Source organism: Clostridium sp. AM34-9AC (assembly GCF_003480225.1).
Taxonomy (GTDB): domain Bacteria; phylum Bacillota; class Clostridia; order Lachnospirales; family Lachnospiraceae; genus Acetatifactor; species Acetatifactor acetigignens.
Genome location: NZ_QUIU01000022.1, coordinates 11,916 through 24,727 on the forward strand (window position 1 = coordinate 11,916; position 12,812 = coordinate 24,727).

General features: G+C 48.0%; 9 protein-coding genes and 1 other annotated feature. Of the genes, 7 read left to right on the forward strand and 2 right to left on the reverse strand.

All coding sequences use genetic code 11. From position 1 onward, the window contains the following. Window positions 1-24: 24 nt before the first annotated feature. On the forward strand, window positions 25-723 hold the full coding sequence (locus tag DW835_RS12845; RefSeq protein WP_118537824.1) for a response regulator transcription factor: 699 nt from the start codon (window positions 25-27) through the stop codon (window positions 721-723). Continuing rightward, entirely contained in the window at window positions 720-3,401 is a 2,682-nt protein-coding gene (locus tag DW835_RS12850; protein WP_118731269.1) for a HAMP domain-containing sensor histidine kinase, read from the forward strand. Before DW835_RS12845 ends, DW835_RS12850 begins: the two co-directional genes overlap by 4 nt. Window positions 3,402-3,503: 102 nt before the next feature. Here the strand turns inward: DW835_RS12850 and DW835_RS12855 are convergent, their stop codons facing one another. Further along, window positions 3,504-4,703, reverse strand: a complete 1,200-nt coding sequence (locus tag DW835_RS12855) for a ribose-phosphate pyrophosphokinase (RefSeq protein ID WP_022313004.1) — start codon at window positions 4,701-4,703, stop codon at window positions 3,504-3,506. A gap of 189 nt (window positions 4,704-4,892) precedes the next feature. Between DW835_RS12855 and DW835_RS12860 the strand changes: the two genes are divergently transcribed. The 5 genes from DW835_RS12860 to tyrS all read left to right on the forward strand — a co-directional run bounded on the left by DW835_RS12860 (window position 4,893) and on the right by tyrS (window position 10,993). Next, window positions 4,893-6,245 (forward strand): DUF512 domain-containing protein, encoded by a 1,353-nt coding sequence (locus tag DW835_RS12860; RefSeq protein ID WP_118504678.1) that lies wholly within the window; start codon window positions 4,893-4,895, stop codon window positions 6,243-6,245. 34 nt (window positions 6,246-6,279) lie between these two features. Next, window positions 6,280-7,620: a ribosome biogenesis GTPase Der gene (der, locus tag DW835_RS12865; protein ID WP_022313002.1), complete on the forward strand. Its 1,341-nt coding sequence runs from the start codon at window positions 6,280-6,282 to the stop codon at window positions 7,618-7,620. Further along, on the forward strand, window positions 7,620-8,306 hold the full coding sequence (gene plsY, locus DW835_RS12870) for a glycerol-3-phosphate 1-O-acyltransferase PlsY (RefSeq protein WP_022313001.1): 687 nt from the start codon (window positions 7,620-7,622) through the stop codon (window positions 8,304-8,306). Before der ends, plsY begins: the two co-directional genes overlap by 1 nt. 2 nt (window positions 8,307-8,308) lie before the next feature. Continuing rightward, on the forward strand, window positions 8,309-9,322 hold the full coding sequence (locus DW835_RS12875; protein ID WP_118504680.1) for an NAD(P)H-dependent glycerol-3-phosphate dehydrogenase: 1,014 nt from the start codon (window positions 8,309-8,311) through the stop codon (window positions 9,320-9,322). Between the two features lie 75 nt (window positions 9,323-9,397). After that, window positions 9,398-9,672 (forward strand) — a binding site (T-box leader). Window positions 9,673-9,766: 94 nt separating this feature from the next. Next, on the forward strand, window positions 9,767-10,993 hold the full coding sequence (gene tyrS / locus DW835_RS12880) for a tyrosine--tRNA ligase (protein ID WP_022153339.1): 1,227 nt from the start codon (window positions 9,767-9,769) through the stop codon (window positions 10,991-10,993). Window positions 10,994-11,271: 278 nt separating this feature from the next. Here the strand turns inward: tyrS and DW835_RS12890 are convergent, their stop codons facing one another. Next, the gene (locus DW835_RS12890; protein ID WP_118439450.1) at window positions 11,272-12,783 is read right to left on the reverse strand and encodes a recombinase family protein; all 1,512 of its coding nucleotides are present in this window, start codon (window positions 12,781-12,783) and stop codon (window positions 11,272-11,274) included. Window positions 12,784-12,812: the final 29 nt, after the last annotated feature.

A 12,812-nucleotide genomic window follows, 5' to 3' on the forward strand; every position in this document is an offset into this window, starting at 1 on the left:
AAGTAACGGAGAAATGAGGGAAGTATGGCAAATATTCTTGTATGTGATGATGACAGAGAGATCGTGGATGCCATCGAGATCTATCTGAGTCAGGATGGCTATAAAATATATAAAGCGTATGATGGGGAACAGGCAATTCAGATCCTGGACAAGGAGGATATCCATCTGTTGATCATGGATATCATGATGCCCCGGCTGGATGGCATACGGGCTACATTGAAGATCCGGGAATACAGCAGCATTCCCATTATTATCCTGTCGGCCAAATCGGAAGACACGGACAAGATCCTGGGGCTGAATATCGGTGCGGATGATTATATCTGCAAGCCTTTTAATCCGTTGGAACTAGTGGCGAGAGTCAAATCCAACTTGCGCAGATATACCTCCCTGGGGAGCCTGACCGGTGAGAACAAAGCAATCTATCAGGTGGGTGGACTGATCCTCAATGATGATATCAAACAGGTGACAGTGGACGATGAACCGGTAAAAATGACACCTATCGAATATAATATTTTATTACTTTTGATGAAGAACCAGGGCAGGGTATTTTCCATCAATCAGATCTATGAAAGCATCTGGAATGAGGATGCCATCGGAGCGGACAATACCGTGGCGGTACACATCCGGCATATCCGTGAAAAAATCGAGATCAATCCCAAGGAACCCCGGTATCTGAAAGTGGTATGGGGAGTAGGCTATAAGATCGACAAGGAGCAGGCATGAGACGACCTACATTGAAACGGCTGATGCTGGGACTGGTGCAGCAGACGGCGGCTTTGCTTTTGCTGGTGGCAATCGCGGCGGTTTTGTTCAATTCCTATCTGGCGGTAGACACAGCGGATGGCACAAAAGTATATGAATTATCCCCTCTGGATGCGGAAACGCAATTTGAAGATTCCGTGATTTTCCATGATCTGTTCCAGAGCTCGGTATCGGATATTATCCAGCTTATGGTGATCAAAGGACAGATGGAGACCAATGGAAGCTTTGATCCGCATAAGCATGTTGATATCACGGAATTTGCTTCAGGAAAAACCGGCGGTGCAGATTGCCCTGTAACAGCAGTTTATGAGCTGGAAGATCTGATCAAATGGGGAAAATACGGTGCGGAATATACAGATCGTATTATGAGTATGTCGGACTTCGTGAATTATTTCGGACCGATAGACCTGGAGTCGAACTTCCGCGTGGATGCGGACGGACAGCTGGTGTTCGTGGCAGGCGGAGAGCAGACGGAGGAGCAGAAGGAAGCAGTCGCACAGGCAATCGAGGCAATTCCGGAGAGCCAGAGAACCGATCGGCTGGAAGATCTGGCTTTCACATACATTGTGAAAGAGAGTGTACAGGATATCCGGGTATCCAGAGAAGACGATGGTACGCTGACGGTATATTTCCCGATGCTGGTGAACCGTTATGCCACCGTAGACGGAGAGAAGCAGCTGACAGCCTGTGCGGACAACTGGATCGAATATATTGCGCTGCAGAGCAATCTGGAGATGACGATCCAGACGTTGTCAGCCAACTATGAGCAGTATCAGAACTGTAATGATCTGTATAAAGAAGATGCGGGCAATCTGAAATATGTGGTCCGTATGATGACAACAGATGGAGTTAGCAGAACCTATACGAATGTATCGGAGTTTGAGAACAGTTCCGATAATGATATTACGGATTATTTTTCGGAGTACAGACGGTATCTGATCTATTATCCGGACAGTCTGGAATTTACCGGCAACACAGGAATGACTGAGGGCCAGATCTATCAGTATCTGAAAGAGTATGGTTATGTGCATCCGGATATGACTCATATCTGGATCGCAGTGGATACCAATTATCCGGTGGAGGGAGATTCCTTTTACAATGCCAATGTGGTGTTCCAGAGAATCGTTCCGAATATCTGGTATCTGATCGGCGGAGGGATCCTGCTGGCAGTATTGTGGCTGCTGGTGGGTATTTATCTTACCGTAACGGCCGGCGTGGCTTACGATGAGGAGGATGAGCCGGTTCTGTACCTGAACGGTATCGATCATGTCTGGATCGAGTTCATGGCGCTTTTGCTGGTGGGATTTATCTATGGCGGAAGAATCGGATACGATTATCTGATGAATGTGGCCAATAAGGTATATCTCAGCCATTCCGAGATCCAGGGGCGGGAGATCACACGGCTGACAGCCTACGGTGTCTTTGCGCTGTATGGCTTCTGCGTAAGCATGGGAATCAATGTTTTCTGGTACAGCCTGATCCGCAGGATCAAATCCCACAATATGTGGAGTGACAGTTTCCTGCACTGGATCGTCACAAGCTTCGGTAAGGCGGTACATTTTGTGGTTTCCCACAGAAATTCCGCCATCAGCTCACTGATCCCGTATAATCTGTTTCTACTGGTGAATCTGGCAGGAATTTTCGGAGCTTATCTGCTACGGGGAAAAAGCGCTCTGTGGGTGCTTCCGGCACTGGGGGCTATTGTGTTGGACGGCATTGTGGGGGTACTAAGGTTCAAGCAAAAAGCGGAGCAGATCGATATCGTGGAAGGAATCCGAAGGATCCGTGATGGAGAAGTGGATTATAAGCTGGATGTGGAATCTCTTCATGGGGACAACCGTGAGATGGCGGATGCAGTCAATAACATCGGAGAGGGTATCCGCAAGGCGGTAAGCACCAGCATGAAGGATGAGCAGATGAAATCGGATCTGATCACCAATGTCTCCCATGATATTAAGACACCGCTGACTTCCATTATCAATTATGTGGATCTGTTGAAACGCCTAAAGATCACGGAAGAACCGGCCAGAAGCTATATTGAGGTGCTGGACAGCAAATCCCAGAGACTGAAACAGTTGACGGATGATCTGGTGGAGGCTTCGAAAATCTCCTCCGGTAACATTGTGCTGAATCTGGAACAGTTGAACCTGACGGAACTGCTGAATCAGGCAGTGGGAGAATTCTCCGACAGAATGGAAGAGAAAAAGCTGCAGGTGATCTTTGACGGAAATGATGTGGCCGGCATGATCTATGCCGACAGCCGCAGGATGTGGAGAATCATTGAAAATCTGTTTCAGAATATCTGCAAGTATGCCCTGGAGGGAACCAGAGTCTATCTGGAGATGCAGGTAAAGGACGGAAGAGTCATCGCTTCTCTGAAAAATATTTCCGACCGGCCCATGAATCTCAAGGGTGAGGAACTGTCAGAGAGATTTATCCGGGGAGATGCTTCCCGTACTACCGAGGGAAGTGGTCTGGGTCTGTATATTGCGAAAAATCTGACCAAGGCACAGCACGGAGAATTCCAGATTCAGCTGGATGGAGATCTGTTTAAGATTATATTGGATTTCCCGGAATACCATAAGCCGGAAGAACCCGCCACTGAGCAGCTGAAGGAGACCGTGTCGAAAGAGGTTTAGAAATGGCGAAATAAGAAATACTGAAATAAGCAATATAACTGAAAAACGCAGAAACCATAACGGCTTCTGCGTTTTTTTATGCGTTGTCAGATCTGTTGGAAATTAAAAATGAAATTCGCTCATTTCCGTACGATTGTTGTAGGCTTCTACAATACCGTGGATCTTTTCGGTGGTAGCCATGACATTGGACAGAGAAGCGTCATGGTTCATAAAGTCGATCAGGGAAGCAATGAACTTGCTCATATCGGCTTCCACGAAATAAGGTCTGGTGTAGATCTCAGGCGGCAGATAGGTAAGGTTCGTAGTAATGACCTTATCGAAATCACCATGCTCGTAAGCAGCGTCGAAATTCTTCAGACCGTCGGTGAACAAGCCGAAAGTACAGCAGATATATACGCGTCTGGCTTTCATGGCCTTTAACTGTTTTGCAGTATCCAGCATACTTCCACCGGAGGAGATCATGTCATCGATGATGATGATATCCTTACCTTCAATATTGTCACCTAAGAATTCGTGAGCAACGATAGGGTTCTTGCCGTTGACGATGGTGGAATAGTCACGTCTCTTGTAGAACATACCAGTATCGACACCCAGAACGCTGGCAAAATAAATGGCACGATCCAGAGCTCCTTCATCCGGGCTGATGACTAACAGATGATCCTTGTCCACGATCATATCGTCCTCGGAATTTAACAAGGACTTGATGAACTGGTAAGGGGTGGTAAAATTATCAAATCCATTCAGCGGAGTGGAGTTCTGTACTCTGGGATCATGGGCATCAAAAGTGATAAAGTTATCAATTCCCATATCCCGTAACTCTTCCAGTGCATAAGCACAGTCCAGGGATTCTCTGCCGCTGCGGCGATGCTGTCTGCCTTCATAGAGGAAAGGCATGATGACGTTGATACGTCTGGCCTTGCCGTTGCAAGCGGCGATAACACGCTTCAGATCCTGGTAGTGGTCATCAGGAGACATGTGGTTGGTATAGCCGTTCATGTTGTAAGTAATACTATGATTGCATACATCGGTGAGAATGAACAGATCCTTACCGCGGATGGTCTCGCTGATCTGCGCTTTGGCTTCACCGCTTCCGAAACGGGGCACATCCACGTCTACGAGATAGTTGCTCTCGATATAGCCGTGAAAGGCAGGATCGTTTTTCACTTTGTCATTATGGATACTCTTACGGAATTCTACCATGTAGTCATTGATGCGGCGTCCCATTTTTTCTGCGGAAGGCAGAGCGATGATCTTCAAAGGAGCCACGGGCATGGCATTTTCCAGTTCGTGTAAATTAGGCATGATGTCCCTCCCGGACGAGCTTTATTGTTCGTAAAAATATGCAGAGCTTCCTTCGCAAAAGCGCATCTTCGATGCTTAATTTTTGCGGAACTATTCTGAATATAACAATTAATTTATAACATTATGCTAGTGACACGTCAAGGAATTTCTTGTACAATGGGTAGGAGAAAGATGGTTAGGTGAATTAGAATGAAGAAAAAAGAACATATTGTAAAAACAGTAAAGCCGGGAAGCATTGCGGAGGAACTGGAGATTGCTCCCGGAGATAAAGTACTGGCCATAGATAATACAGAGATCGAAGATATTTTTGATTATCAGTTTCTGACACAGGATACTTATATTGAGATGCTGGTAGAGAAGCCGGACGGAGAGCAGTGGCTCTTAGAGATCGACAAGGAATTTGATGAGGATATGGGCATCGAATTTGAGAACGGTCTGATGGACGAATACCGCCATTGCCATAACAAATGCATTTTCTGCTTTATCGATCAGATGCCGAAGGGCATGCGTGATACTCTTTATTTTAAGGATGATGATTCCCGATTATCCTTTTTGCAGGGAAATTATGTGACGCTGACCAATATGTCGGATCATGATATTGACCGGATCTGCAGATACCATTTATCTCCGATCAATATCTCCTTCCAGACCATGAATCCGGAACTGCGCTGCAAAATGCTGAACAACCGTTTTGCGGGGGATGCCCTGAAAAAGGTGGACATCCTCAATGCCGCCGGAATCCGTATGAATGGACAAATCGTGCTCTGCAAGGGCGTAAACGATGGCAAGGAACTGGAATACAGCATCCGGAAGCTGATGGAATATCTGCCAAATGTGGAAAGTGTCTCGGTGGTGCCGGTAGGATTATCCAGGTACCGGGAGGGATTATATCCGTTAGAGCCGTTTAATGCGCAGGATGCCGGTGAGATCATTGATCTGATCGAGAAATACCAGAAGATCTGCATGGAAAAATATGGGACACACTTTATCCAGGCCAGTGATGAATGGTACATTCTGGCGGGCAGAGAGGTGCCGGAAGAGGAACGTTACGACGGATATCTGCAGTTGGAGAACGGTGTTGGAATGATCCGCCTGCTATTGGATGAATTCCACGACGGACTGAAGAGGCGTACCGCAGAAAAGGAAGCGGGAAAAAAGCCATCCTGGGAAGGCACCAGAGAGATCTCTCTGGCTACGGGAAGACTGGCGTTTCCTTATTTAAAGAAGATGTCGGAAGAAATGATGTCGGAATACCCCGGCCTGCAGATACATGTCTATGAGGTCATCAATGAATTTTTCGGAGAGCTGATCACGGTGTCCGGACTTCTGACGGGACAGGATATCGTAAAGCAGTTAAAGGACAAAAATCTGGGAGAAGCATTGTATCTTCCCCGGAATGTACTCAGAAGCGGAGCGGATCTGTTCCTGGATGATTATACGCTGGCAGACGTGGAGGGGGCTTTACAAGTGCCCGTGAATATTGTAAAATCAAGCGGATATGATCTTGTGGATGCCCTGCTTGGAGAAGATACATCTGAATAGATTTTAAGATGGTAAATAAGAAACGGAGGAAATTATGGCAAAGAGAAAAACCAAGCCCATCGTTGCGGTGGTGGGACGCCCGAATGTCGGTAAGTCCACCCTGTTCAATGCACTGGCTGGCGAAAATATATCTATTGTGAAAGATACACCCGGTATTACCAGAGACCGTATCTATGCGGATATCCACTGGCTGGATATGACATTTACCCTGATCGACACAGGAGGTATCGAGCCGGACAGCAAGGACGTGATCCTGTCCCAGATGCGGGAACAGGCAGAGATCGCTATGGAGACTGCAGACGTGATCATTTTCCTGGTGGATGTAAAGCAGGGACTGGTGGATGCGGATTCCAAGGTGGCAGACATGCTGCGCCGTTCCCACAAGCCCGTGGTACTGGTGGTCAATAAGGTGGACAGCTTCCAGAAGTATATGGCGGATGTCTACGAATTCTACAATCTGGGTATTGGCGATCCCCATCCGATCTCTGCGGTGAATCGTCTGGGAATCGGTGACATGCTGGAGGCCGTAACGGAATATTTTGATAAGGAACAGGCAGAGGAAGAAGAGGATGACCGCACCCGTGTGGCCATCGTCGGAAAGCCCAATGTCGGCAAGTCTTCCCTGATCAACAAACTGCTGGGTGAGAACCGTCTGATCGTTTCTGATATCGCGGGTACCACCAGAGATGCGGTGGATACCGAGATCACTTATAACGGCAAAGAATATGTCTTCATTGATACTGCCGGTCTTCGCCGGAAGAACAAGATCAAGGAAGAACTGGAGCGTTATATGATCGTCCGTACCGTCAGTGCCGTAGAGCGTGCCGAGGTGGTGGTACTGATGATCGATGCAGAGGAAGGTGTTACGGAGCAGGATGCGAAGATCGCCGGAATCGCCCATGAGAGAGGAAAGGCTACGATCATCGTGGTGAACAAATGGGATGCTATCGAAAAGGATGACAAGACCATTTATAAATTTACCGAAAAGGTGCGTAATACCTTATCCTTCATGCCCTATGCAGAGCTTCTGTTCGTCTCTGCGAAAACAGGACAGAGACTGCCCAAGCTGTTCGAGACCATCGATATCGTCAGTGAGAATCACGCCATGCGTGTGGCTACCGGTGTGCTGAATGAGATCATGGCAGAGGCCGTGGCCATGCAGCAGCCACCTTCCGACAAGGGTAAGAGACTGAGATTGTATTACATTACCCAGGTAGCGGTAAAGCCCCCTACCTTTGTAATCTTTGTCAATGATAAGGAGCTGATGCATTTCTCCTATACCAGATATATTGAGAATCAGATCCGGGAGACCTTTGGCTTCAAGGGAACCCCCCTCCGGTTTATTATCAGAGAACGAAAGGAAAAAGATCAATAATGGAACGTGTTATCTGTTTACTCATCGGTTATGTGTTCGGCCTGTTTCAGACCGCATACTTTTACGGGAAGGCAAAAGGAATCGATATCCGTAAGTACGGAAGCGGCAATGCCGGTACCACCAATGCCCTGAGAGTGCTGGGAACCAAGGCAGGACTGATCGTACTGGCGGGAGACTGCTTAAAGTGTATTATTGCCGTGTGCATCACCAGAGCCTTATTCAGTACCGGACATCCGGAGAATATTTATCTGCTGTGCCTGTACACCGGTGCAGGAGCTGTCATCGGACATAACTTCCCATTTTACATGGGATTTAAGGGAGGAAAAGGAATCGCTGCCACTGCAGGTCTGATTCTTTCGTTCCATCCTTATTTTATCGTGATGGGTGTGGTATTGTTTTTCGGCACTTTCCTGACCACACATTATGTTTCGCTGGGATCATTGCTTGTATATGCCGGATTTATGATCCAGATGGTAGTCTGCGGACAGATGGGACTGTTCGGTGCCATGCCACAGTCACAGCTGTATGAAATGTATGCCATCACTGCATTTCTTACGGTTATGGCTTACTGGAAGCACAGACAGAACATTGTGCGTCTGATCCACGGGAACGAGAGGAAGACTTATCTGTTCAAGAATAAGAAATCAGCCGAAGCGCAGACGGAAATCTCAGGGGAGGACAAATAATTATGGCAAAAGTATGTATCTTGGGTGGTGGAAGCTGGGGCATCGGCCTGTCAGTGGTATTACATAAGAACGGACATGAGGTGACGGTATGGTCTGCGGTTCCCGCAGAGATTCAGATGCTTCAGGAGAAGCATGAGCACAAGATGCTGCCGGGAGTAAAGCTTCCGGAGGATATGATCTTTACGACGGATGATAAACAGGCCATCGAGGGCAAGGACCTGTTGGTCATGGCAGTGGCAAGCTCCTATACCAGAAGCACAGCACATCGCATCAGCCCGCTGGTGGCACAGGGACAGAAAATTGTCAGTGTCTCCAAGGGAATCGAGGAGCATACCCTGATGACCCAGGCGCAGATCATCGAAGATGAGATTCCGCAGGCACAGGTAGCGGTGCTGTCCGGACCTACCCACGCGGAGGAAGTCAGCCGCGGGATTCCTACAACGATCGTAGCGGGTTCTAAGAGCAAAAGCTGCGCGGAATATGTGCAGAATCTGTTCATGAACGAAGTGTTCCGTGTCTATACCAGCCCGGATGTACTGGGCATTGAACTGGGCGGTGCACTGAAAAATGTAGTGGCACTGGCTGCCGGTATCGCAGACGGACTGGGCTACGGAGATAATACGAAGGCTGCGCTGATCACCAGAGGCATTACCGAAATCGCAAGACTTGGTACTGCCATGGGTGGTAATTTTGAGACCTTCTGCGGTCTGACCGGTATCGGAGATCTGATCGTGACCTGCGCCAGCATGCATTCCCGCAACCGTCGTGCCGGTATCCTCATCGGACAGGGCAAGACCTACGAGGAAGCCATGAAGGAAGTACAGATGGTGGTAGAGGGCGTGTATTCCGCCAAGGCTGCCATGGAACTGTCGAAAAAATATGATGTTCAGCTGCCTATTATCGAGCAGGTAAATGAAGTGCTCTTTGATGGTAAGCCCGCGGATCAGGCGGTAAAAGAATTGATGCTTCGTGACAAGAAGCTGGAAGTATCCCACCTGCCCTGGCCGGAAGAATAAATCGTATTTTTGGTGTTGACAGAAAAATGCAAACTGGCTATAATAAGCTCATGTTTAGCGCAAACATAGGATAAGAAGAATGCGATGAAGGGAAGAAGTACTGTTCCTCCACTTCTGACAGAGAGCAGCCGGTCGGTGAGAGGCGCACAGAAGCAGAGCAGGAATACATCCCGGAGCAGCCGGTGGAAAGAGAAGGATCAGTAGATTTTATCAGAGGATCCCGAACGAGTAGATCAGGACGGCAGGCACCGATATCGGCCGAAAGTATTGATAGATACTTACTGAGCTGTCAGATGTGAGTCTGGCGGGAACATTAGGTGGTAACACGAGTGATCAAGCTCGTCCTTTTGAAAAAGGGGCGGGCTTTTTTTGTGCCTTTTAAGCCGAATCCCCCAAAATGTAAAAAGGTATACAGGGTAAAAAACACAAAAAGGAGAAGAGAAAATGACAGTATTTGATGAATTAAAAGCAAGAGGACTATTGGCACAGCTGACAGATGAAGAGGAGATCAAGGAACTGATCAATAACGGAAAGGCTACCTTCTACATCGGTTTTGATCCTACCGCAGACAGCCTTCATGTGGGACATTTCATGGCACTGTGCCTGATGAAGAGAATGCAGATGGCAGGTAACAAGCCGATCGCTCTGATCGGTGGAGGAACTGCGATGATCGGTGATCCCTCCGGCAGAAGCGATATGCGTACCATGATGACCAAGGAGACCATTCAGCATAATGTAGACTGTTTCAAGAAACAGATGAGCCGTTTTATTGATTTCAGCGATGGTAAGGCACTGATGGTCAATAATGCGGACTGGCTGCTGAACCTGAATTACGTGGAACTGTTAAGAGATGTGGGAGCACATTTCAGTGTTAACCGTATGTTGACTGCAGAGTGTTACAAGCAGAGAATGGAGAAGGGCTTAAGCTTTCTGGAATTCAACTACATGATCATGCAGAGCTTTGACTTCCTGACCTTATATCAGAAATACGGTTGTAACATGCAGTTCGGCGGTGACGACCAGTGGAGCAACATGCTGGGTGGTACGGAACTGATCCGCAGAAAGCTGGGCAAGGATGCTTACGCCATGACCATCACCCTGCTGTTGAATTCCGAGGGCAAGAAGATGGGTAAGACCCAGAAGGGTGCCGTATGGCTGGATCCCAACAAGACTACACCTTTCGAGTTCTACCAGTACTGGAGAAATGTATCGGACGCTGATGTCCTGAAGTGCCTGCGCATGCTGACCTTCCTGCCTCTGGAGCAGATCGATGAGATGGACAAATGGGAAGGAAGCCAGTTAAATCAGGCGAAGGAAATTCTGGCATACGAACTGACCAATCTGGTACATGGCGAGGAAGAGGCTAAGAAGGCACAGGAGAGTGCAAGAGCACTGTTTACCGGCGGCAACGCCGCAGAAATGCCTACCAGTGAGCTGACAGAGGCAGACTTTACCGATGGTAAGATTGATATTCTCGGTGTTCTGGTGAAATCCGGACTGTCCGCATCCCGCAGTGAAGCAAGACGTGCCGTAGAACAGGGCGGTGTTGTCGTAGCGGATGAAAAGGTTACAGATGTGAAGACCGCTTACGATCCCGAGCAGTTTGACGGAGAGGGTCTGGTAGTCCGCAGAGGTAAGAAGAACTTTAAGAGAGTCGTTATGAGCAAATAAATACAGGATTCTTCAGACAGGATCTTCCGTGAAATACGGAGGGTCCTGTTTTTATTTTACAAGCAAATCTCCTTTGGAGAACCGTAGAATTGATACATGCCTATTTTATTCTGGACGAAACTGAGACTTGAACGGATATAGTTGATCATTTTCTGCAAAAAACAGTTACTTTCTGCAAAAGATATTGTTTGTAATGAAAAAAAATATTACTATTTAGATAAAGTACAGTTTACAAGGGACTACACAGGGTAGGTATCTGACAGGAGGTGTGCCGCCCGTCAGATTTTCCATGTGATGTTCAAGCTGTCGCTTGTAGCGGCAACGGTGGTAATCATCAAATCCACCACCCGCCGCTTGTCGTCAAAGGATACATTGTCCCATGTGTCGAGGTAGCCGGAAATCTGATTGACCTGCTCCGGGCTGATGGCTTCCACCGTCAACTCGGCTATCTGCTTCACAAGTTCCTGTTTGCGCCCGTCCAGTTCCGCTATCTTCACATTCACATAGGAGAGCAGAACATTGTTTGCACCCGTCAGACTGTCCACCAGCTTTTCAATTTCGCTGTCCACATGGAGAAGTTCCACTTGCAGGGCGGCAATTTTCGGGTTTGCCTTTGCCGCTTTCTTCCTGCCCGTCAGCGTCTTGTGCTTTTCCAGCTTTTTCACCATCTGCTGATAAACAACCGCTTCCAGTTCCGAAGTGATGATTTTCCCGCACCCGGCACAGCTTTTATTGTCCAGCCGTTTTGTGCAGCGGAGATATTGCTTTCCCACAGGATTGTTAATGCTCATAAGAGCATACCCGCAATTCCCGCATTTGATTTTTCCCGCCAGCCATGTATGGGTGGCTTTCCGGGCGGACTGGATTTTCATGTTGTTCATCAGCTTCTTGCGGCAGGCCAGCCATATATCCGCCGGGACAATGCCCTCATGGGGAGCCAGCACCAGCATTTGGTCTTTCAAGTCGTTTTTCTTGCTGGGCTTCACATCCCGTCCCTGATACAGATAACAGCCGTTTGTCCCCGTAAAGTCGGCAGCGTCATTGACAATGATTGTCCCTTGACTTTTGAAAAATTCGTACACATCAAGGTCTGCCTGCACATAGACAGGATTGCGTAACATCTGCGCCAGCGTGGGGCGTATTAGTTCCTTGCCGTTGAATAAAATTCCCTGTTCGGCAAAGTACCGGGTAATGTCCCCGTAGGAGGTTGTGGGCTGGGCGTACATCTCAAACATCAGCCGGATATTTGCCGCTTCCTCCGGGTTTACCACCAGCTTCTTTGTGTTGATACCGTCCATCTTAATCGGCTCTGTATGGAAGCCGTAAGGGGCTTTCCCACCCATCTTGAAGCCTCGCTGGCTGCGGGAATAATAAGCGTCCGTCACCCGCTTCTGTATCGTTTCCCGTTCAAGCTGGGCGAACACGATACAGATATTCAGCATCGCCCGCCCCATCGGGGTGGAGGTATCAAACTTTTCCGTAGAGGACACAAACTCTACATTGTACTGTTGGAACAGCTCCATCATATTGGCAAAGTCCAGAATGGAACGGCTGATACGGTCGAGCTTGTAAACCACGACCTTTGCAATCAAGCCCCGCTTGATGTCCCGCACCAGTTCTTGAAACTTCGGACGGTCTGTGTTCTTGCCGCTGTACCCCTTGTCTGTGTATTCCTTGCAGTTACCGCCTTTCAACTCGTATTTGCAAAATTCAATCTGGCTTTCAATGGAAATGCTGTCCTTTTTGTCCACCGATTGTCTTGCATAGATTGCGTCTATTCGATTATTCATATTGTCGCTCCTTTTCTTAAAAAAGAAAC